Genomic DNA, 20,268 nt, shown 5'->3' on the forward strand with positions numbered 1-20,268 from the left:
ACCCCATGACCAAACTCGCCCTCACCTGCCTTGCACTCGCCCTCACGGCCTGTGCCTCCGACGCCCCGCGCCAGACGCTCACGCAGGCCGGCGAGGCGATGGTCACGCCGCTGAACGACCTGAACCTGATCCGCACCGACATCCCGGTGCCGCTGCAGGCGGCGCAGAAGGCGCCGTATGCGGTGCCGTCGCCGGCCGGCTGCACGGCGCTGGTCGCCGAGGTGCAGTCCCTCGACGCGGTGCTCGGCCCCGACCTCGACACGCCGCCGTCGGCCACCAACCCGAGCCTGATCGAGCGCGGCGCCGGTACCGCCAGCGGCATGGCGGTCGGCAACCTGCGCAGCGCCGCCGAAGGCGTGGTGCCGTTCCGCGGCTGGATCCGCAAGCTCAGCGGGGCCGAGCGCTACTCGCGCGATGTGGCCGCCGCCATTGCCGCCGGCACCGTGCGCCGTGCATTCCTGAAGGGCCTGGGCGCCGGCGCATCGTGCGAGATTCCGGCCACGCCGCGCGCCGCGAGCTGAAGTGGCGCGCCTCCACCTCGCCTGGCGAGCCGGGCTGCTCGGCGCGTCGATCGCCATCGCTGGATGCGCCGGTGTCCCCGTCGAGCGCGGCGCGGACGAGTACCGGGCCGCGACACTGCGTCCGTTGACATCCGGAACCCAGGTCGCGCTGCTGCCGGTCAAGGTGCCGCCCACCGACGTCGCGGCCGGCGACCATTTGGTGCTGCAGCAACTGGAGGCCCAGCTGCGCGCCGCCGGCCTGCAGGTCGTGTCGGTGGACGCGGCGCGCTTCGAGGCGATGTGGGCGAACGAGGTGCGTGCCGTCGGTGGCCTGTACGACCCGGCGAGCGGCGCGCTGCGCACCGGTGCCTACGGCACGGCGCTGTCGCAGATGGCGCGCCATGTGGCGCGCGAAACGCACGCTGCGTTCGTCATCGATCACCGCCTCGTCGTCCGTCACGCCGAGCTGTCGGGCGGCAACGCCCAATGGGACGGCCAGCGCCGCACGCAACCCACGCTGCGCGCCTACGGCAGCGAGAGCCGCTTCGACGGCACCACCACCGCACTGTCGGTGCAGCTGCTGGTGCTGTCCGCCGGTGGAGACTTGCTGCTCAAGAGCTTCGGCGGCACCTCGCTGCCCTATGCTGCCGACGTTCGCGAAGGCCGCTTCGTGTTGCGCCCCGGCCTGTTTGACAACCCTGACGAAACTGCGGACGGCGTGCGCGTGGCGCTGCGCCCCCTTCTCGGATCCTGACCATGACCTCTCGCGTTCGACTGCTCTTCATCACGCTGCTCGCTGCACTGTTCACCGGCTGCGCCAGCTACATCGCACCCGGCGCCAAGGCCGACCTGCAGGCCCTGGCGCCGGCCGACATCCAGGAGGGTTTCGCCGCCAAGGCGACTGCGCCCTTCCCCGCCAGCATCGCCGCGGTGCGCCTGCAGGCCGGCGGCTATGCCAACTACCACCTGCAGCGCAGCGGCGGCGTCGTCGGCGAAGGGCGCTACGCGGCGATCCTCACGCGCGAGGTCGAGGACGATGCGCAGTTCGACCGCGTCTCGCACCTGCCGCAGGTCGCCGGCCTGGTCGGGCTCAACCGCCTGTTGCTGCCGACCCGCATCGATTCCGACCGCGACATCCGCCTGGCCGCCTCGCGCCTGCAGGCGGACCTGGTGCTGGTCTACACCTTCGACACCGCGTTCTTCGATGTCGACAAGGCCAAGCCGCTGTCGGTCATCACGCTCGGGCTCTCGCCCACGCGCAAGATCACCGCGACGACCACCGCGTCGGCCTTGCTGATCGACACCCGCACCGGCTACATCTACAGCGCCTACGAGGCCAGCAGCCAGGCCGAGACACTGGCCACCTCGTGGGGCACCCGCGATGCCGCCGACGAACAGCGCCGCAACTCCGAACGCAGCGCGTTCGGCAAGCTGGTCGACGAGATGGCGAACTCCTGGCCGCGCCTGCTGGAGCGGTACGCGAAGAAGACCTGAGATGGATCGATCGGATCAACGAATCGGCCACCCGCGGTTCCGCATGAAGCGACGCCTGCTGCTGGCGGCAACCGTGGCTGTGCCGTGCCTGCAGGCCTTGCCCGCGGCCGCGGCCGATGCACCGCCGACCGGCTACTACGGCATCGGCATCTCGGTGAAGACCGACGGCGGCATGCCGTGGAACCCGAAGTTGCAGAGCGTGACGATTTCGCGCGTCGCGCCGGCGTCGCCTGCGGCGCAGAAAGGCGTCGCGGTCGGCGACCAGGTGATCGCCGCCGACGGCCTGACGATTGCCGGGCGCAAGGCCCGCGAACTCGAGCCGGTGATGCACAAGACGGTCGGCCAGAGTCTGCGCCTGGCGCTGAAGCGCCCGGACGGCAAGGCCTACGAGGTCACGCTGGTCGCGGTCGCGAAGCCCGCGCCGGCCCCCGCAACACCGGCCCGATGACCACGCTGCAGGTCAAAGTCAAGCCGAACGCCCGCATCCGCCAGCTCGAAGCCCAGCCGGACGGCAGCTGGCTCGCGCACCTCAAATCGCCGCCGATAGATGGCAAGGCCAATCAGGAACTGATCGCGCTGATCGCCGAACATTTCGGCTTGCGCAAATCGCAGGTGCAGATTCGCAGCGGGGCGTCCGGCCGGATGAAGCTGGTGCAGTTGGAGGGTTGATCGACAGTCGTCCCCGTCCTCCGTCGAACAGCTTGCTTGCGCTTCCCAGAACAGATCCGAGACAAAGCCCATGACCCATCCCTACCAAGACCCGACCCGCCCGGTTCCCGAGCGCGTGGCCGACCTGCTCGCGCGCATGACGCTCGACGAGAAGATCGCGCAGCTGCACGCCTTCTGGCTGCTGCTGTCGGAAGACGGCCAGCACCGCCCGCGCAAGGACAGCTTCACCGGCGGCAGCGACGCCGAGGCCGTGCAGCATGGCCTGCGCCATGGCCTCGGCCAGATCTCGCGGCCGCTCGGCAGCCACAGCGTCGATCCGCACGCCGGCGTGCGCGCGCTGAACCGGCTGCAGAAGTTCCTCGTCGAGGAGACCCGGCTCGGCATCCCGGCGATGTCGCACGAGGAATGCCTGGTCGGCCTGATGGGGCGCGGCGCGACGCTGTTCCCGTCGGCGCTGTCGTACGGCGCGACCTGGAACCCCGAGCTGATCGAGCGCGCCGCGCAGGCGATCGGCCGCGAAGCACGCAGCGTCGGCTGCCACCAGGGCCTCGCGCCGGTGCTCGACGTCTCGCGCGACGTGCGCTGGGGCCGCACCGAAGAGACCTTCGGCGAAGACCCTTACCTCGTCGGCGTGCTGGCCACGCGCTACGTGCGCGGGCTGCAGGGGCCGCGCCGCGACCTGCTCGCGACGCTGAAGCACTACGCCGGCCATTCGGCCAGCGAAGGCGCGCGCAACCACGCGCCGGTGAGCCTCGGCTGGCGCGAGCTGAACGACGTGTTCCTGCTGCCGTTCGAGATGGCGGTGAAGCAGGCGAACCCCGGCTCGGTGATGCCGGCGTACCACGACATCGACGGCGAGCCGTCGCATGCATCCCGGCACCTGCTGACCGAGGTGCTGCGCGACCAGTGGGGCTTCGACGGGCTGGTGGTCGCCGACTACGTCGGCATCAGCCTGCTGTATCAGCACCACGGCGTGGCCGCCGACCGCACCGAGGCGGCAGCGCAGGCCTTCAATGCCGGGCTCGACATCGAGCTGCCGGGCGACGATTGCGCACCGCAGTTGCGCGAGGCGTTGCAGCGCGGGCTGATCACGATGCAGAAGGTCGATGAGATCGTCGCCCGCGTGCTGACCGAGAAGTTCCGGCTCGGGCTGTTCGAGCGGCCGTATGCCGACGAGGCCGGCATCGCGCTGCAGCAGCCCGACACCATCGTGCTGGCGCGCGAGGTGGCGCGGCAATCGGTCGTCGTGCTGCACAACGACGGCACGCTGCCGCTGGACGCCCGCGCCGGCCGGCGCATCGCGGTGATCGGCCCGACCGCTGACGACCCGATGGCACTGCTCGGCGGCTACAGCTTCCCGGTGCACCTGATCCTCAATGACCAGACCGAGGGCACCTCGCAGATCGTCACGCCGCTCGCGGCCCTGAAGGCGGCGTTCGGCGGCGCGAACGTGCGCTACGCCCAGGGTTGCCCGATCCTCGAAGGGCGCAGCGCCGGCGCGCCGGTGTTTCCCGGCGACGTGGCCGAGGCGGTGAACGGCGAGCGGGTCTCGCGCGTCTCGCAGCGCCGCGACGGCATCGCCGACGCGGTGGCGTGTGCGAAGGATGCCGATGTCGCGATCGTCTGCGTCGGCGACTTGGCGGGCCTGTTCCAGACCGGCACCGTCGGCGAGGGTTCGGACGCCGATTCGCTCGCGCTGCCCGGCGTGCAGCAGGCGCTGCTCGATGCGGTGCTCGACAGCGGCACGCCGACCATCGTCGTGCTGACCGGCGGCCGGCCGTACACGCTGGGCGGGCGCGAGCACGAGCTGGCCGCGCTGGTGATGGCCTTCGCCGGTGGGCAGGAGGGCGGCACCGCGATCGCCGAGGTGCTCGGCGGCGCGGTCGAGCCCTCGGGCCGCCTGACGCTGTCGGTGCCGAAGAGCGCCGGCGCGATGCCGTACTTCTACAACCACAAGCTGAAGAGCGCCGGCACGCCGATCGCGCTGCATTTCGGCAGCCGCTATCCGTTCGGCCATGGGCTGTCGTACACCTCGTTCGCGTACGACGAGCTGCAACTCGCGCAGGCGAGTGTCGACATCGAGCGCGGCGAGATCGCGCTGTCGTGCCGCATCACCAACACGGGTGCGCGCGCCGGCGTCGAGGTGCCGCAGCTGTACGTGCGGGACCTGCTGGCGTCGGCGGTGCGGCCGGTCAAGGAGCTGAAGGGTTTCGCGCGCGTCGCGCTCGCACCGGGCGAGTCGGCCCGCGTGAGCTTCCACCTGCCGGTCGACATGCTGAACTTCACCGGCGCGGCCGGCGCCCGCATCGTCGAGCCCGGCGAGTTCGAGCTGCAGCTCGGCGCGTCGAGCGCCGACATCCGGCTGCGCACCCAGGTGCACGTCACCGGCGCGGTGCGCACGCTGGGGCGCGACTGGCGCATGGAAAGCCGCGTCACGTGTCAGATGCAAGGCTAGAGCAGACGTAGACTCGGCGGACCGCCCTCACCGGGGTCTTGCAGGTCCGCCATGTCCGAGCCGCCGAGCCGTTTCCCCGTCCTCGAGACGCCGCGCCTACTGCTGCGCGAAACCTCGCTGGCCGATGCGCCGGTGCTGTTCGCGATCCATGCGGATGCCGATGCGATGCGCTGGTTCGGCACCGAGCCGCTGCCGGACGAGCAGGCGGCGCAGAAGGTGATCGAGGGCTGGGCGACGGCGCGCACCCTGGCCAACCCCGGCATCCGTTGGGGGATCGAGCGGCGCGAAGACGGCCGGCTGATCGGCACTTGCGGCATGTTCCGCTGGAACCGCCACTGGCGCGCCTGCATGGTCGGCTACGAGCTGGCGCGCGACGCCTGGGGCCAGGGCTACATGCGCGAGACGCTGCTCGCGGTGCTGGGTTTCGGCTTCGTGCAGATGCAGCTGAACCGCGTCGAGGCGCAGGTGCATCCCGACAACATCGCCTCGCTGAAGCTGGTCGAGCGCCTCGGCTTCGTGCGCGAGGGCCTGCTGCGCGAAGCCGGCTGGTGGAACGGGCAGGCGCAGGACCTGCTGCAGTTCTCGCTGCTGCGGCGCGAGCAGCGGGTGGTGGTGCTGGCGGAGTGAGCGTGCTCAGAGGCCGGCGAGACGGCGCAGGCGGTCGAGGATGACCCTGGCGCGGGCCTGGCTGGTGAGGTCGCCTCGCAGGTGCATGGGGATCACGTCGACGAATCGCGGGTCGGCGAGCAGGTCGTCGAACTCCTGCCGCAGGTGGTCGCGCACCTCCTGATCGGCCGCTTCGACCTCCGTCGCGATCTCGGGTCTTCCGTCGATCACGTTGATGATGTCTTCCATGTCGTGGTGCCCCAGGTAGTCGCCTTGGCCTCGGTCGTAGAACGCCTCCAGCTTGGTGGCCAGGAAGAGCGGGGCGCTGACCACCAGAACTTCCGTGCCACTGGGGAGCTGCCTTCTCTGGGCGCTGCGAATGGCGTGCGGGTACCAGCGATTGGTCGAATGCCCCAGCACGGATTCGTCGCTCGGCATGACGTCGAGTTGAAGAGAGCCCTGGACCCATCGGCACATGTGGTCGTCGGAGGCACTCTGCGTGAAACCGCGTCTCGCGAGCTTCTCGCACAGCGCGTAGTACCCGCCGATCCCTGCGACCTCGGCGACGAGGTCGACATCGTTGGTCTCCCTGACCGGCGGGCTGGCGGGGTCGGTGATCAGCAGTCCGACCGAGCACCCTCCGACGAGAACCAGCTCCTCTCGCAGTTCGCCCAACGCCATGGCGACTTTCTCGAGCGCGATGAGGTTGGGGTCGTTGGCGTTCATCCCAGTCTTTCCAGAAGCATGGTGCTCGCCAGCTCCCTTTCCCTGGCGGCGCCGATGCGCAGAGCGTCGAGCAAGGTCAGCACGTCGAACAGTTTTTCATCCAGGCGACTGGCAGTGGGGGCCGTGTGATGGAGGGGGGTGAGGCTGGGGCCATAGGTGTCACCCTGCGCATCCGGCCACACGGGAAGGACGGCGTTCGACAGGTCGAAGTGCTGCCGCAGCGACGGGCCGGCGATGGCCGTCGGCATGCCGCGGGACATCGGACCCTGCATGCCTGGAAATGCGAATCGGGCGCCATGAACGACGAACTCTGCAAGGTGGGGCCGAACGGCGCGGATGCTGCCTGAAGCCCTGCTGAGCAACAGCGCCTGTTCACAGCGCCGGATTGAGCCATGCACGGCGGAGACGGCCATCTGAAGCTCCTGTCCGAGCGATGCCAGGAGGAACTCCTTGTCAGCGTTGACGCAGACCTTCAACGCAACAAGAAGGTCTTGAGGCTTCAACGCCATCTGCTTGTTCTTGTCGCCGGACATGGGATGGATTCACATTTCAGAAAACGAGAATTGTTGCATTGGCACGCAGAATTTGGCAAGAGACCAATAAATTCTGTTTTCCAGAAAAAGGAAATCTTTTTATAAACAATGAGTTAAGAGACTTTTGAGAATTTATTCTTAGACACATCAATGATCGTATGAGTTGGCGTATAAGATATACTGCACGCTGTAGTCTTCGCCTTCGCGCAAGGAAGTGAACATGGCGGACCTGCCTCGAAAGAAAAGCCCCCGAGCCCCTTCGGTGCCTCTTGGCGAGGCGATCGACCGGGCCCTGAGGGCGTACGACAAGCAGCGCTTGCAGCCCGCGCCGATCGATGCCGTGGCTCAGAACCTCGGCTACAAGGGATCATCAAGCGGATCAGCGCTCAGCGCGATGGCGTCCTTGCGCTACTACGGTTTGCTCGAGCGTCCACAAGACGGCTTGCTGGCTGTCACGAAGGATGTCGAGGCATTCAAGTTCGCGCCGAACGACGAGCTGAGGCGCTCCTTTCTTCTCGGGTTCCTTCGTCGGCCTGCACTCTTCGCGGAACTGCTGGAGAAATACGCCTCAGGGCTGCCTTCCGACGCCAGCCTGAAGTACGACCTCATCCAGCGCGGCTTCCTGCCGGCGACGGCATCCGATGTCGCGAACGTCTTCCGGCGGTCCGCGGAGTTCAGTCGCTTCTTCGAACGGGGCGGCACCGACTCATCGGTCGGCCTGATGTCACCTGAGGTCGTTGGAGAACCAGAGGCCAAGCCGCTTGTGGCGTCGATGCCTGAGGTGTCCGTCATTGATGCGCTCGTTCACACGGCCTTGCCGCCAGCGGCCGCACAGCCGCCGGAGGATGCCGGCCACGACCGGATTCCCGTGCGCTTGTCAGGTTCGCGACGGGCCTGGCTCTCCATCCCGACGCCGTTCTTTGCAGCGGACAAGCAGCGGCTCAAGGCGCAGATCGACCTGCTGCTGGCCGACGACGAGGACTGAAGGCGACGCCACCGGGCAAGTCGCGCCCGGTGTCAACGTCATTTGCCAAGCACCCCCTGGTGCACGCTGAGGAACAGCTCCCCCTTGAACCACTGCTGCCAGCCACCCGCCCGCAGCCCGTCCATCACCGGCCCCTTCACCTCCGACAAATCCAGCCGCATGCCGCGCGCGGCCAGCATGTCCTGAAGCGCGCGCAACGCCTCCAGGCCGCTCAGGTCGATGCGGTTCACCGGCGCCATCTGCAGCAGCACGCGGCGCGTGTCCGGATGCGTGGCCAGGTGCTGCGCGACCACGTCCTCCAGCTGGCGGGCGTTGGTGAACAGCAGGCTTTCGTCGATGCGCAGCGCGAGCACGCCCGCCGTCAGCTCGACCTGGTAGCGGTCGATGTTGCGGTAGTGCTCGGTGCCCGGCACCCGGCCGATCAGCGCCACGTGCGGCCGCGCGGTGCGCTGCAGCAGCAGCGCGATCGACGCCGCGACGCCGATCCCGAGCGACCAGCCGGCGCCGAACAGCAGCATCAGCACCGCCACCGTGACCATCACCACCCACTCGCTGCGCGCGTAGTGCCAGGCCTCGCGGAACGGCCCGAGCGCCAGGCCCGACAGCACCGCCACCAGGATCGTCGCGGCCAGCACCGGCGTCGGCAGCCACGCGAGCGGCTGCGCCAGCAGCAGCATCGCCAGCACCATCAGGATCGCGGTGAACACCCCCGCCATGCGCGTGCGGCTGCCCGCCTCCAGGCTGACGATGCTGCGCGAGAAGCTCGCGCTGACCGGCATGCCGCCCGTCAGCGCCGCCGCCACGTTGGCCGCGCCCAGCCCCGCCAGCTCGCGCCGTGGATCGACGCGCTGGCCGAGCCGGCGTGCGAGCGATTCGGCCACCACCAGGCTGCTGACGTAGGTGACCAGCGCGATCAGCAGCGCCTGCGGCAGCAGTGCCCACCACAGCGTGGCATCGAGCAGCGGCAGCGCCAAAGTGGGCGACAGCGTTGGCAGCGCGCCGACCAGCGTCACGCCGTGCCGGTCGGCGCCGGTCAGCATCGCGATCGCCATCGCGCCGACCAGCACCGCCAGCGGCACCAGCCGGCCGACCAGCACCGCGCGCGGCCGGCCGAAGCGCGCCGCCAGCCAGGGCTGCGCATGGCGGCGCGTGAACCACAGCAGCGCGACGGCCCCGATGCCATAGGCGGCGGTCAGCGGCGCCCACGGCCGCACCGCCTGCCACCAGGTGTGCAGCACCTGCACCGCATCGGCGCCGCGGGCCGACGAGCCGAGCAGCACCGGCAGCTGGCTGAGCGCGATCGACAGCGTCGCGCCGGTCTCGAAACCGTGCAGGACCGGCACGCTGAGCAGCGCGGCCAGCGCATCGAGCCGCAGCCAGGCCGCCGCCAGCAGCAGCAGCCCGACCTCGGCCGCCAGCACCAGCGCGACCGCCGGGGCCTCGACGCCGGGCGGGGCCTGGCCGATCGCCTGCGCGATCATCAGCGCCAGCACCGCGGCGGGCCCGACGCCGAGCACCGGGCTGGAGCCGAGGGCGGCATAGGCCACCAGCGGCAGCAGGCTCGCATACAGCCCGACCTGCGCCGGCAGCCCGGCGAGCAGCGCATAGGCCAGGCTCTGCGGGATCAGCAGCACGCTGATGACGAAGGCGGCGACCAGGTCGTCGCGCAGGGCCTCGCGGCGGTAGTTGCCGAGGCCGGCTCGCCAATCGGGGAAATGCATGGGCCCGATTGTCCGTCGAGTGCAACCCCCAAAGCAGCGGATGGCCGTCGCCCCCGGCCGGCCCGACACTCGCCGGGCGAGGCCGCCGACCGCGGCCAGGGAGGCGACAACCATGTGGTGGCTCAACTTCAACCCGCAGTTCAACTGGCCCTTCAGCGGCTCGGTCGTGCAGGACATCCACCCCTCGCTGCTGGCCCGCGCCGGCAGCGAAGCGACCGAGCTGCGCGTGCTGCGCGAGGTGGCGTCGTACGGCAAGCAGATCGGCGTGCTCAGCGACCTGGTGCTCGGGCTGGCGAAGCAGCTGCCGGCCGGCGCCCTCGACGACGAGGCCCGCCACGCGCTCGCGCAACTCGAGGAGATGGCCCGCCGGATCGAACGCATCAAGGATCAACGCTGAGTTTCCCGGCGTAAAGTCGCGGGCTGCTTTCGGTGATCAGCCCGCCCATGCGTTCCACAGTCGACTCCTCCGTTCCCACGCGACCGACCCGCCCCGCCATCAGCTGCGTGATGCCGGCCTACAACGAGGCCGCCAACCTGCCGGTGCTGCTGCCGCAATTGAGCGCGCACCTGGCCGGGCTGACCGACCGCTGGGAGGTCGTCGTCGTCGACGACGGCAGCACCGACGGCACCGCGCTCGCGGTCGCGCCCTTCCTCACGACGCCCGGCGTGCGCTACGTGCGGCTGTCGCGCAACTTCGGCAAGGAACAGGCGCTGACCGCCGGCATCGACCTGGCCCGAGGCGAGGTCGTGGTGCTGATGGATTCCGACCTGCAGCACCCGGTCGACCTGATCGACCGCATGGTGCAGGCCTGGGTGGGCGGCGCCGACATGGTCTGCGCGGCACGCGCCTCGCGCGCCGACGAGACCTGGGCCAAGCGCCTGGGCACCTGGGCGTTCTACCGGCTCGTCAACACGAAGCACTCGGTGCACATCCCGGTCGATGCCGGCGATTTCCGGCTGATGGACCGCCGCGTGGTCGATGCGCTGAAGTCGCTGCCCGAGCGCAACCGCTTCATGAAGGGGCTGTACGCCTGGGTCGGTTTTCGCACCGAGATCATCGACTACACGCCCGCCGAGCGGCATGCCGGCACCAGCAGCTTCTCGATGCGCAGCCTGGTGCGGCTCGCGCTGACCGGCGTCACCGCGTTCTCGAACGTGCCGCTGCGGCTGTGGAGCGCGCTCGGTGCGCTGATCGCGTTCGGCGGCATGGGCTTCGGGCTGCTGGTGATCGCGCAGCACTTCATCTACGGCCACGACGTGCCCGGCTGGGCGACGCTGGTGTGCAGCCTGATGTTCTTCAGCGGCGTGCAGCTGCTGTCGATCGGCATCCTCGGCGAGTACGTCGGCCGCATCTTCGACGAGGTCAAGCGCAGGCCGATCTACCTGGTGGCGAGCGAAGCCGGCCAGGGCCTGGTGGAGGCCGACGCCCGATGACCGGCGCGCCGCGCACGCTCGGCCTGTGTGCCGACGATTTCGGGCTGTGGCCGTCGGTCTCGCGCGGCATCGCGCGGCTGGCACGCGCGCAGCGGTTGACCGTGGTGTCCTGCATCACGAGCGGCGACGCCTGGCGGGCCAGCGCGCCGCTGCTGGCCGATGTGCCCGACAGCGTCGAGATTGGCCTGCACTTCAACCTGACCGAAGGGCTGCCGCTGAGCACCGAGCTGGCGCGCGTGTGGCCGGTGCTGCCGCCGCTGCCGACACTGATCGTGCAGGCGCACCTGCGCCGGCTGCCGGTCGATGCGCTGCGGGCCGAATGGCAGGCCCAGGTGGCGGCGTTCAGCGAGGCGACCGGCCGCGTGCCGCAGACCATCGACGGCCACCAGCATGTGCACCACCTGCCGCAGGTGCGCGAGCTGCTGCTGCAAGGCATCGAACAGCTGCTGCCGGCACCGGCGGTGCGCGACACCGGCGTGCTGCCGGGGCCGGGCTTCGCCATCAAGCGCCAGCTGATCGCCGGCACGGGCGGGCGCTGGCTGCACCGCGAGCTGCTGCGCCGCGGCTGGCTGCACAACCCGGCGCTGCTCGGCGTCTACGATTTCGTCGACACCGACTACCGCGGGTGGATGCAGCGCTGGCTGCGGGCCTTGCCCGATGCCGGCGGGCTGGTGTTCTGCCACCCCGGCGAGATCGACGCGCAGTCGGCCGGCGACGCGATCGCCGGGGCGCGACAACGCGAATTGGCCTACCTGGAGAGCGGGGCGTTCGCCGACGACCTGGCGGCGGCGAACGTCAAGCTCGGGCGGGTGTGGCGGCGCGGAGCTACGTGAACGTCCAGCGCCGATTGATCAGGAAAGTCAGCACCAATCCGGTCAGCGTCGCGCCGACCTGCGCCAGCAGGTAATGCCACCCGAGCGCCACACCACCCGCGACGATCGCCATGCCGACCAGCGCGCCGATCAGCGCCGTCCCCTGGAACTTGAGCCAGGCCGGGCCGAGCGCGCCGCGATGATCGAAGGTGAAGCGCCGGTTGCCGAAGAACGCGACCTGCGCACCGAGCGTCGCACCGAGGCCGGACGCGATCCACGCCGGCACCTGCATCCACTCCACCAGCGCCGCCATCAGCGCATAGTGCGCGGCCGTGGCGACTGCACCCACCAAGCCGTAGCGGATGAATCGGTGCAACAGGTCGGTCAGCGAAGCGGCCATGGCCGCGCATTAGACCGCACCGGCTTCAGTCGACTTTGGCGCCAGAGACCTTCACGACTTGCGCCCACTTCTTCGTCTCCGCCGCGATGTACGCCGCGAACTCCGCCGGCGGCATGCCGCTCGGGATCGCGCCTTGCGCCAACAGTCGCTCCTTCAGCGCCGGCGTGCCCAGCGCCTTCGCGCTCTCCTGCTGCAGCTTGTTGACGATCTCCGCCGGCGTGCCCGCCGGCGCCAGCAGCCCGAACCACGAACTCGCGTCGAAGCCCTTCACCGGCCCCGCCTCGGCGATCGTCGGCACGTCGGGCAGCGCCGCGCTGCGCTGCGCGCTCGTCACGGCCAGCGCCTTCAGCTTGCCGGCCTTGATCTGCGGCATCGCCGACGGCAGGTTGTCGAACATCAGGTCCATCGTGCCGCCGATCAGGTCGAGCAGCGCCGGGCCCGATCCGCGGTACGGGAAGTGCAGCATGAAGGTGCCGGTCATGCTCTTGAACAGCTCGCCGCTCAGGTGGATCGAGGTGCCGTTGCCGCTGGACGCCATGTTCAGCTTGCCCGGGTGCGCCTTCGCATAGCGGATCAGGTCGGCCACGGTGTTGATCTTCTCGGCCTCGGCCTTCGCCGGGTTCATCACCAGCACGTTCGGCACGCCGGCCACCAGCGTGACCGGCGCGAAATCCTTGATCGGGTCGAACGGCAGCTTCGGGTACAGCGACTGGTTGATGCCGTGCGTGCCGACCGTGCCCATCAGCAGCGTGTAGCCATCGGGTGCCGACTTGGCCACCTGCTCGGCGCCGACATTGCCGCCCGCCCCCGGCTTGTTGTCGACGATGAACTGCTGGCCGAACACCCGGCTCAGCTCCGGCGCGAGCGCGCGCGCCAGGATGTCGGTGGTGCCGCCGGGCGCGAACGGCACGACGATGCGCACCGGCTTGGTCGGCCAGGCGCCCTGGGCGCGGACGGGGAAGGCAAGGGCTGCGGTGGTGGCGGCCGCTGCGGTGGCCAGCACCTGGCGGCGTGTCGGACAGGTCATCGCGAACTCCGGAGTTCTCAAACAAGGGGATGCACCGAGTGTGCGGCAGTGCCACCCTGCCCCGTACCCGCGCTCGCCCTACTTCTCACCACCCGGGCGCTGTGCCACGATCCACCTGCGTCCAGCACGCTCTCGTGCCCACCGGAACCGACGACCGTGCCCCCACCGTTCCCGCCTGCTGACGACCTCGGCGCGATCATCGCGCGGGTCCAGTCCCGCTACATCCGGGCCGCGCCGCCGCGCGAGATGCTGTCGCCGCTGCTGACCGACCTGCTCGAGAGCACCGCCTGCGAGTACGGCTTCATCGCCGAGGTGCTGCACGACGGCGACGGCGCGCCCTACCTGCGCTTCTACGTGCTGACCGACATCTCGTGGGACGACGCGACGCGCGCGCTGTACGAGCGCCACATGCACGGCGGGCCGGAGCACACGATCGAGTTCCACAACATGCGCACGCTGTTCGGTGCCGCCATCACCAGCGCCGCGCCGGTCATCAGCAACGACCCCGAGGCCGACCCGCGGCGCGGCGGCCTGCCGCCCGGCCACCCGGCGATGCGCTCCTTCCTCGGCGTGCCGCTGTTCCACGGCGGCGAGATGCTCGGCATGGTGGGCCTGGCGAACCGGCCGGGCGGCTTCGACGAGGCGCTGGTCGAGCGGCTGCAGCCGCTCTTCACCAGCGTCGGCGCGATCCTCGGCGCGGTCTGCCACGACCGCGAGCGGCGCGAGGTCGAGAACGCGCTGCGCGCGAGCGAGACCCAGCTGCGCGCGGTGCTCGAGATGGCCGGCGCCGGCATCGTGCAGATCGGGCTCGACGGCTTTCCGCTGTTCCTGAACCAGCAGCTGTGCGACATGCTCGGCCGCAGCCGCGCCGAGCTGCTCGCGCTCAGCACCGAAGACGTCACGCACCCCGACGACCTGGCCGGCGAGCGCCGCCGGCGCCGCCAGCTGCTGGCCGGCGAGATCCCGCGCTACCGCGCCGACAAGCGCTACCTGCATGTCGACGGCCGCGTGGTGTGGGCGACCATCAACGTCACGCTGGTGCGCAAGCCCGACGGCCACCCCGACTACCTGATCGGCGTGGTGCAGGACATCACCGATCGCAAGCTGGCCGAGGCCGAGCTGCGCTCGAGCCGGCAGCGCTTCGTCGACCTGCTGAACTCGGTCGACGGCATCTTCTGGGAGGGCGACCCGCGCACCGAGAGCTTCACCTTCGTCAGCGACAAGGCCAAGCAGCTGCTCGGCTACCCGCTGGCCGACTGGATGCAGCCGCGTTTCTGGGCGCTGCACCTGCACCCGGACGACCGCGACCGCGCGCTGCGCGAGGTGACCGATTCGCAGCTGACCGGCTCGGTCAGCGCGATCGAGTACCGCTTCTACGCGGCCGACCGCAGCGTGCGCTGGATGAGCAGCTGGGTCACGGTGTTCCGCCCCGAAGGCGGCCACCGGCTGCTGCGCGGGCTGATGATCGACATCACCGAGCGCAAGCGCGTCGAGGAGGCGGTGCTCGCGGCCGAATCGGCGCAGCGCGCCAACGCCGCCAAGACCGAGTTCCTGTCGCGCATGAGCCACGAGCTGCGCACGCCGCTGAACGCGGTGCTCGGCTTCGCGCAGCTGCTCGAGCTCGATAGCCAGCAGCCGCTGAACGCCGCGCAGCAGACGCGGGTGCAGCACATCACGCAGGCCGGCACGCACCTGCTGGCGATGATCAACGACGTGCTCGACCTGTCGCGCATCGAGAGCGGCGGTATCACGCTGCTGTCGGGCAGCGTGGTGCTGCGGCGCGTCGTCGACGAGGCGCTGGCGATGGTCGCGCCGTCCGCGGCCGAGGCCGGCGTGCAGCTGCTGATCGACCGGGCCGCGACCCACTCGGCCGACCCGCGCACCTGCGTGCAGGCCGACCACCTGCGGCTGCGGCAGGTGCTGGTCAACCTGCTGAGCAACGCGATCAAGTACAACCGCCGCGGCGGCCAGGTGGTGCTGCGCTGGCCGGCCGATGAAGGCGTCGGGCTGGTGCACCTGCAGGTGCGCGACACCGGCGTGGGGCTCGCGCCGGCGCAGATCGCGCGCCTGTTCGAGCCGTTCAACCGGCTCGGCGCCGAGCGAAGCGGTGTCGAAGGCACCGGCATCGGCCTGGTGATCACGCAGCGCCTGGTGCAGCTGATGAACGGCCGGCTGTCGGTCGAGAGCGAGCCGGGCATCGGCAGCGTGTTCACCGCGAGCCTGCCGTGGGTGCCGGTGGCCAGCGGCCCCGAAGAAGCGGGCTTCGAGCCGACCGAGGGGCTGGACGATGCCACGCCGGCCGTGCCGTACACGGTGCTGTATGCCGAAGACAACCCGATGAACGTCGAGCTGGTGCGCCAGGTGATGAAGATGCGGCCCGACTGGCGGCTGCTGATCGCGGCGAACGGGCGCCAGGCGGTCGAGATCGCGCTGCAGCAGCGGCCCGACTTGCTGCTGCTGGACATGCACCTGGGGGACATGAGCGGGGTCGAGGTGTCGCGTGCGCTGGGGTCTGCGCTGGCCTGTCCGCGCATCGCGCTGTCGGCCGATGCGACGCCGGAGCGGGCGCAGGCGGCCAAGGCGGCGGGTTTCATCGCCTACCTGACCAAGCCGATCAACGTGGCGCAGCTGCTGCGCTGCCTGGACGAGCAGCAGGCGGCCGCGCGCGGCGGCGTCAGCTGAACAGGTCCGGCTGCGGGCCGGGTTGCTCGTGCAGCCGCACGCGGCCGTCGCGCCAGGCGCTGTCGAAGTCGCCCTCGATCGCCTTCAGCTCGTCCGGCGAGCGCAACTGCGCGCCGATCACGCCGATCGCGCGGTTGCGGCCCTGGCCCTTCGCGGTGTAGAGCGCCATGTCGGCCAGGTTGACCGCCTGCTCCCAAGGCACCGGCAGGTCGTCGGGCGGCAGCGGAAAACGCACATAGCCGATCGACGCGGTGACGCGCAGCACGTCGTCGTCGCCACCCTCGGTGCCGCTCGCGATCGGCTCGCGGCCGATCTGCTCGAGCACCCGCGCGGCGAGCTGCTCGGCCTGCTCGGCGCTGACCTCGGGCGCGAGGATCAGGAATTCTTCGCCGCCCCAGCGCACCACCAGGTCGTTCTCGCGCACGCAACCGGCCAGCCGCCGCGCGACCTCGACCAGCACCGCGTCGCCCACCGAATGCCCGTGGCCGTCGTTGACATGCTTGAAGTGGTCGATGTCGACCAGCAGCAGCGCGCCTTCGATGCCCCGTTCGCAGCCGCGCGCCATCGCGGCCTGGAACTGGCGGCGGTTGGCCAGGCCGGTCAGCGGATCGCGCTCGCTCTGCAGCCGCAGGTTCGCGTGGCTCGCCTGCAGCCGGCGGTTGACCTCGCGCACCCGCAGGTACAGCAGCGCCGCGACGCCGACCGACAGCGCCATCACCGCCGCCATCAGCGCCCAGACCCGCTGCTGCAGCTCGCGGTTCGCGAGCGCCGCGGTCTTCAGCGCGTTGTCGCGGCTCACCAGTTCGATCTCGCGCTGCTTGCTCTCGGTGTCGTAGCGCTGCTGCACGTCCTTCAGCGCGCCGGCGCGGTTGGCCTTCATGACCTCGGCGCTCAGCTTGCGTTCGCGGTGGAACAGCTCCAGCGCGCCGCGCGGGTCGCCGGCGGCCGCCAGCGCCTCGCCGAACTCGCGCAGCGATTGCGCCTCGCTGCCCGGCGCACCGCTCTGCCGCCACAGCTCGGCCAAGCGGGCCAAGTCGAGCTTGCCTTCGGCGATGCGGCCGAGGCCGATCTTCGCCAGCCCGGCGTTGTTGATCAGCACCCGCTCGGCGCGCTGGTCGCCGTGGCGGCGCACCACCGGCAGCGCGGCCTCGGCGGCGCGCAGCGCGTCGGCCGGGCGGTTCTGCCGTGCGTACAGGTCGCTGAGGTTGGCGTTGACCAGCGATTCGAGCCGCGGCGAATCGGCCTTGCGGGCGATCGGCATTGCCTCCTCGGCCAGCCGCAGCGACTGCTGGGGCTCGCCGCGCAGGTCGGCCAGGCGGGCTTCGTGCAGCCGCAGCCGCACCTGCACGTCGGGATCGTCGAGCGGCGCCGCCACGCGCTGCGCCTGCTGCAGCATGCGCAGCGCGCCGGCCATGTCGCCCTGGCGCGCGATGTCGAGCGCCAGCAGGCCCAGCACCAGCGCCTGACGGTAGCTGTCGTGCTGCGCCTCGGCCAGTTGCGCGGCGACGCGCAGGTGGCGCGCGCCTTCGGCCCATTGCGCGCGGCTTTGCGCATGGCGCTCCAGCACCTGCAGCGCGCGCCAGGCGGCGCGGTAGTCGCAACCGGGGGCGGTGGTCGCCGGCGCGCCGTCCGGGCCCGGGCAATCCTGCTGCAGCGACGGCAGCGCCGCCTGCGCCAGCGCGGCCGCCACGTCGAGCTGGCCGTTGTTCTCGGCGACCAGCGCGCGGACCAGGTTGGCGCGCGCGGTGCTGTCGGCCTCGTCGGCTGCGTTGCCGGCCAGGCCGCTGCCGACGCCGGCGCGGATGTCCTCGGCCAGCATGCCGGCCTCGGCGATGCGGCCGTTCTGCGCCAGCACAATCGCGCGTGCGAGCTGCAAACGGCGGATCGTCTGCGCCGGCCGCGGCGCCAGCGCCTCCTGCTCGCGCTGCAGCTGCAGCAGTGCCTGCAGCGCGGGCTCGGGACGGTCGTAGCCTTCGCGCACCAGGTGGTCGGACTGCTCGATGACGCCGGGCGGGCCGGCCGCGGCCGCCGCGCCGGCGAGGCCGGTGATCCCTGCTGCAGCGAGCAGCAGCCCCGCCAGGCGCGTGAAGACGAACCCGCACACGCCCTTCATGCGCGCCCCTCGTGCACCGGCCCGCGCAGCAGCGTCAACGTGACCTGGCCGTCGCGCCACGCGGATTCCAGCGAGGCGGTGATCGCCTGCAGCCCCTGCACCGTCTGCGCATGCATCAGCCCGACCCCGTAGGCCCGGTTGCGCCCATGTGCCTTGGCGAGATAGAGGGCGGTGTCGACCAGGTTGATCGCCGGCTCCCACGCAACCGCCAGGCCGGTCGGCTCGATCGGGAAGCTCGCATAGCCGATCGAGCCGGTCACCGCGATCTCGCGGCCCTGCCACGCGACCGGCGCCTGCCCGACCGCATCGAGCAGCCGCTGCGCCAGCGCGTCGACCTGCTCGCGCGACAGCGACTGCACCACGACCAGGAACTCCTCGCCGCCCCAGCGCACCACCAGGTCGGGCTCGCGCAGCGCATCGGCCAGGCGCTGCGCCATCGCCACCAGCACCGCATCGCCGGCCGCATGGCCGTGCTCGTCGTTGATGCGCTTGAAGTGGTCGATGTCGAGCAGGTACACGGTGCCGGCCAGCTGGCCGTCGACCGACATCTGCTTCATCGCCGCCTGGAAGTAGCGCCGGTTCGCCAGGCCGGTCAGCGGATCGCGCTCGCTCTGCACCTTCAGCTGCGCATTGCTGTGCGCGAGCGCCTGGTTGGTGCGGCGCACGCGGCGCATCATCAGCAGCACCACCGCGAACGACAGCAGGAAGGTCGCGGCCAGCAGCCACCACAGCCGCTGCTGCAGGTCGCGGCGCTGCAGCTGGGTGCTCTTGATCGCGTTGTCGCTGTTCAGCAGCGCGAGCGCGCGGCCGCGCCGGTCGCTGTCGAACTGCTCCTGCAGCTCGAGGATGGCCTTCTGCTGGTCGCGCTGCACCAGCTTGTCGGCGATCGCCCGGTGGCGGTGCAGCGCCTGCACCGCGCCGGCCGCGTCGCCGGCCTTCTCGAGCGCGGTGCCGAACTCCAGCAACACGTCGGACACCAGCGGTGCATCGCCGCGGTGCTCGGCCATCGACAGCGCCAGCTCGACGTGCCGCTTGCCGTCGCCCAGGTCACCGAGCCCGATGTGGGCCAGGCCCATGTTCCACAGCGCGATGATCTCGCTGCTGGTGTCGCGCACCTCGCGCGTCAGCGGCAGCGCCTCCTGCGCGCGGCGCAGCGCGGTGCGGTAGTCGCCGCGCTGCAGGAAGAAGTCCGACATGTTGGCCAGCAGCAGCGCCTCGTCGAGCTTGGCGCCGGCCTCGTGCGCATAGTTGATCGCCGACTGCATCGAATGCAGCTCGTCCGCGACCTCGGTCGGCCCGTCGAGCAGGATGCCCTGGATGTTGTGCACCCGGGCCAGCGAGATCTTGTCGGCGGCCGCCGTCGCGATCGCCAGCGCCTCGGCATTGATGCTGCGCGCGCGCTCCGGCTGCTGCGCCTTGTAGAGCGAGTAGGCGGCGCGCGTGCGGGCCTCGGCGCGGCGCCACGCGATGCCGAGTTGGTCGGCGAGGTCGATCTCCTGCAGGTGCAGCCGCACCGCGTCGTCGAGCTTGCCGGCGCGCTGCCGGGCCTTCGCATGCGCGGCCAGGAAGCGCAGCCGGCTGGTGGCCGGCGTCGCCGCCGGCAGCTCGGCCATGGCCGCGTTCAGCAGCTTGTCGGCCTCGTGCGCATTGCCGCTCTTCAGCGCCATGCTGGCCTGGATCAGGCGCGCGGCCGCGTCGGTGGTGGCCGTCGACTGCTCCTGCAGCCGGCGGGCGCAGTCGGTGGCGGCCTCGAACTCCGACGCCTCGGTGTGGAGCAGGCCCTGCAACGTCAGTGCATCGACCCAGTCGGCGCTGCCGATCGCGAGCAGGCCGACGCGCGTGCGCAGCGCGGCCGCGCTGTCGGATGGATGGGCGCGGCCGGTCGATTCGAAATCGGCCAGCTCGGCGGAGATGGCGGCGTCGGATGCCGCGGCCGGTGCGGAAACCGCAGGTGCTGCGGCGGCCGCGCCCGAGGTCGGCGCGGCGCGCACGCCGCCCCACGCCAGCGCGGCCAGCAGCACGCAGCTCAGGCGCAGGCCGCTGAGGCGCAGCGCGGCTGCCACGGGAACACGCGAAATCGGACGCATCGGTGGATATCGACCAGCAAGTGG

At 70.8% G+C, this 20,268-nt stretch carries 19 protein-coding genes; 12 read left to right on the plus strand and 7 right to left on the minus strand.

Going from position 1 to position 20,268, the window contains the following annotated elements; all coding sequences use genetic code 11:
* Positions 1-5: 5 nt before the first annotated feature.
* From BUE42_RS14210 to BUE42_RS14240, 7 genes are all read left to right on the plus strand, one after another.
* Complete coding sequence (locus BUE42_RS14210; RefSeq protein WP_073465768.1) at positions 6-521, plus strand: hypothetical protein; 516 nt, start codon at positions 6-8, stop codon at positions 519-521.
* 1 nt (position 522) lies between these two features.
* Positions 523-1,254: a hypothetical protein gene (locus BUE42_RS14215; RefSeq protein ID WP_073465769.1), complete on the plus strand. Its 732-nt coding sequence runs from the start codon at positions 523-525 to the stop codon at positions 1,252-1,254.
* Positions 1,255-1,256: 2 nt separating this feature from the next.
* Positions 1,257-1,994, plus strand: a complete 738-nt coding sequence (locus tag BUE42_RS14220; protein ID WP_073465770.1) for a hypothetical protein — start codon at positions 1,257-1,259, stop codon at positions 1,992-1,994.
* A 43-nt stretch (positions 1,995-2,037) separates the two neighbouring features.
* Positions 2,038-2,442, plus strand: coding sequence for a PDZ domain-containing protein (locus tag BUE42_RS14225; protein ID WP_073465771.1), 405 nt, complete (start codon positions 2,038-2,040; stop codon positions 2,440-2,442).
* Positions 2,439-2,663: a DUF167 domain-containing protein gene (locus BUE42_RS14230; RefSeq protein ID WP_073465772.1), complete on the plus strand. Its 225-nt coding sequence runs from the start codon at positions 2,439-2,441 to the stop codon at positions 2,661-2,663. The genes BUE42_RS14225 and BUE42_RS14230 overlap by 4 nt, the downstream gene beginning before the upstream one ends.
* Positions 2,664-2,733: 70 nt before the next feature.
* On the plus strand, positions 2,734-5,118 hold the full coding sequence (locus BUE42_RS14235) for a glycoside hydrolase family 3 N-terminal domain-containing protein (RefSeq protein WP_073465773.1): 2,385 nt from the start codon (positions 2,734-2,736) through the stop codon (positions 5,116-5,118).
* Positions 5,119-5,169: 51 nt separating this feature from the next.
* Positions 5,170-5,745: a GNAT family N-acetyltransferase gene (locus BUE42_RS14240; protein WP_073465774.1), complete on the plus strand. Its 576-nt coding sequence runs from the start codon at positions 5,170-5,172 to the stop codon at positions 5,743-5,745.
* A 6-nt stretch (positions 5,746-5,751) separates the two neighbouring features.
* Here BUE42_RS14240 and BUE42_RS14245 read toward each other — a convergent pair whose 3' ends face one another.
* Both BUE42_RS14245 and BUE42_RS14250 read right to left on the minus strand, forming a co-directional pair.
* Positions 5,752-6,450, minus strand: coding sequence for a hypothetical protein (locus BUE42_RS14245; RefSeq protein WP_073465775.1), 699 nt, complete (start codon positions 6,448-6,450; stop codon positions 5,752-5,754).
* Positions 6,447-6,983, minus strand: a complete 537-nt coding sequence (locus tag BUE42_RS14250) for a hypothetical protein (protein WP_083614141.1) — start codon at positions 6,981-6,983, stop codon at positions 6,447-6,449. Before BUE42_RS14250 ends, BUE42_RS14245 begins: the two co-directional genes overlap by 4 nt.
* Positions 6,984-7,203: 220 nt before the next feature.
* Here BUE42_RS14250 and BUE42_RS14255 point away from each other — a divergent pair, with 220 nt between their 5' ends.
* Positions 7,204-7,968, plus strand: a complete 765-nt coding sequence (locus tag BUE42_RS14255) for a hypothetical protein (protein WP_143171494.1) — start codon at positions 7,204-7,206, stop codon at positions 7,966-7,968.
* A 38-nt stretch (positions 7,969-8,006) separates the two neighbouring features.
* Here BUE42_RS14255 and BUE42_RS14260 read toward each other — a convergent pair whose 3' ends face one another.
* Positions 8,007-9,689: a SulP family inorganic anion transporter gene (locus tag BUE42_RS14260; protein ID WP_073465777.1), complete on the minus strand. Its 1,683-nt coding sequence runs from the start codon at positions 9,687-9,689 to the stop codon at positions 8,007-8,009.
* A gap of 112 nt (positions 9,690-9,801) precedes the next feature.
* Between BUE42_RS14260 and BUE42_RS33000 the strand changes: the two genes are divergently transcribed.
* The 3 genes from BUE42_RS33000 to BUE42_RS14275 are packed head-to-tail and all read left to right on the plus strand — an operon-like array spanning position 9,802 to position 11,956.
* The gene (locus BUE42_RS33000) at positions 9,802-10,086 is read left to right on the plus strand and encodes a hypothetical protein (RefSeq protein WP_073465778.1); all 285 of its coding nucleotides are present in this window, start codon (positions 9,802-9,804) and stop codon (positions 10,084-10,086) included.
* 47 nt (positions 10,087-10,133) lie between these two features.
* Positions 10,134-11,123, plus strand: a complete 990-nt coding sequence (locus BUE42_RS14270; RefSeq protein WP_073465779.1) for a glycosyltransferase family 2 protein — start codon at positions 10,134-10,136, stop codon at positions 11,121-11,123.
* Positions 11,120-11,956 carry a ChbG/HpnK family deacetylase gene (locus BUE42_RS14275; protein WP_073465780.1) on the plus strand — a complete coding sequence of 279 codons (837 nt, stop codon included), beginning with the start codon at positions 11,120-11,122 and terminating at the stop codon, positions 11,954-11,956. The genes BUE42_RS14270 and BUE42_RS14275 overlap by 4 nt, the downstream gene beginning before the upstream one ends.
* On the opposite strand, the gene BUE42_RS14280 is transcribed toward BUE42_RS14275, so the two are convergent.
* Complete coding sequence (locus BUE42_RS14280; RefSeq protein ID WP_073465781.1) at positions 11,949-12,335, minus strand: GtrA family protein; 387 nt, start codon at positions 12,333-12,335, stop codon at positions 11,949-11,951. The genes BUE42_RS14275 and BUE42_RS14280 overlap by 8 nt on opposite strands.
* A 25-nt stretch (positions 12,336-12,360) precedes the next feature.
* A complete protein-coding gene (locus BUE42_RS14285) occupies positions 12,361-13,362 on the minus strand; it encodes a Bug family tripartite tricarboxylate transporter substrate binding protein (RefSeq protein WP_083614142.1) in 1,002 nt (333 codons plus the stop codon).
* Positions 13,363-13,518: 156 nt separating this feature from the next.
* Between BUE42_RS14285 and BUE42_RS14290 the strand changes: the two genes are divergently transcribed.
* A complete protein-coding gene (locus BUE42_RS14290; RefSeq protein ID WP_143171496.1) occupies positions 13,519-16,044 on the plus strand; it encodes a PAS domain S-box protein in 2,526 nt (841 codons plus the stop codon).
* On the opposite strand, the gene BUE42_RS14295 is transcribed toward BUE42_RS14290, so the two are convergent.
* Positions 16,037-18,157: a tetratricopeptide repeat-containing diguanylate cyclase gene (locus BUE42_RS14295; protein ID WP_073465784.1), complete on the minus strand. Its 2,121-nt coding sequence runs from the start codon at positions 18,155-18,157 to the stop codon at positions 16,037-16,039. The genes BUE42_RS14290 and BUE42_RS14295 overlap by 8 nt on opposite strands.
* The gene (locus BUE42_RS14300; RefSeq protein ID WP_073465785.1) at positions 18,154-20,220 is read right to left on the minus strand and encodes a GGDEF domain-containing protein; all 2,067 of its coding nucleotides are present in this window, start codon (positions 20,218-20,220) and stop codon (positions 18,154-18,156) included. The genes BUE42_RS14295 and BUE42_RS14300 overlap by 4 nt, the downstream gene beginning before the upstream one ends.
* Positions 20,221-20,268 lie beyond the last annotated feature (48 nt).

Source organism: Rhizobacter sp. OV335, from assembly GCF_900142965.1.
Lineage (GTDB): Bacteria > Pseudomonadota > Gammaproteobacteria > Burkholderiales > Burkholderiaceae_C > Rhizobacter.

What these genes read in the sequence shown, in the direction of transcription:
- BUE42_RS14270 (WP_073465779.1), top strand. Translation starts at nt 10,134, where the DNA reads ATGCGTTCCACAGTCGACTCCTCCGTTCCCACGCGACCGACCCGCCCC.
- BUE42_RS14240 (WP_073465774.1), top strand. Translation starts at nt 5,170, where the DNA reads ATGTCCGAGCCGCCGAGCCGTTTCCCCGTCCTCGAGACGCCGCGCCTA.
- BUE42_RS14245 (WP_073465775.1), bottom strand. Translation starts at nt 6,450, where the DNA reads ATGAACGCCAACGACCCCAACCTCATCGCGCTCGAGAAAGTCGCCATG.
- BUE42_RS14230 (WP_073465772.1), top strand. Translation starts at nt 2,439, where the DNA reads ATGACCACGCTGCAGGTCAAAGTCAAGCCGAACGCCCGCATCCGCCAG.
- BUE42_RS14235 (WP_073465773.1), top strand. Translation starts at nt 2,734, where the DNA reads ATGACCCATCCCTACCAAGACCCGACCCGCCCGGTTCCCGAGCGCGTG.
- BUE42_RS14255 (WP_143171494.1), top strand. Translation starts at nt 7,204, where the DNA reads ATGGCGGACCTGCCTCGAAAGAAAAGCCCCCGAGCCCCTTCGGTGCCT.
- BUE42_RS14285 (WP_083614142.1), bottom strand. Translation starts at nt 13,362, where the DNA reads ATGACCTGTCCGACACGCCGCCAGGTGCTGGCCACCGCAGCGGCCGCC.
- BUE42_RS14295 (WP_073465784.1), bottom strand. Translation starts at nt 18,157, where the DNA reads ATGAAGGGCGTGTGCGGGTTCGTCTTCACGCGCCTGGCGGGGCTGCTG.
- BUE42_RS14210 (WP_073465768.1), top strand. Translation starts at nt 6, where the DNA reads ATGACCAAACTCGCCCTCACCTGCCTTGCACTCGCCCTCACGGCCTGT.
- BUE42_RS14260 (WP_073465777.1), bottom strand. Translation starts at nt 9,689, where the DNA reads ATGCATTTCCCCGATTGGCGAGCCGGCCTCGGCAACTACCGCCGCGAG.
- BUE42_RS14280 (WP_073465781.1), bottom strand. Translation starts at nt 12,335, where the DNA reads ATGGCCGCTTCGCTGACCGACCTGTTGCACCGATTCATCCGCTACGGC.
- BUE42_RS14250 (WP_083614141.1), bottom strand. Translation starts at nt 6,983, where the DNA reads ATGTCCGGCGACAAGAACAAGCAGATGGCGTTGAAGCCTCAAGACCTT.
- BUE42_RS14275 (WP_073465780.1), top strand. Translation starts at nt 11,120, where the DNA reads ATGACCGGCGCGCCGCGCACGCTCGGCCTGTGTGCCGACGATTTCGGG.
- BUE42_RS14225 (WP_073465771.1), top strand. Translation starts at nt 2,038, where the DNA reads ATGAAGCGACGCCTGCTGCTGGCGGCAACCGTGGCTGTGCCGTGCCTG.
- BUE42_RS14220 (WP_073465770.1), top strand. Translation starts at nt 1,257, where the DNA reads ATGACCTCTCGCGTTCGACTGCTCTTCATCACGCTGCTCGCTGCACTG.
- BUE42_RS33000 (WP_073465778.1), top strand. Translation starts at nt 9,802, where the DNA reads ATGTGGTGGCTCAACTTCAACCCGCAGTTCAACTGGCCCTTCAGCGGC.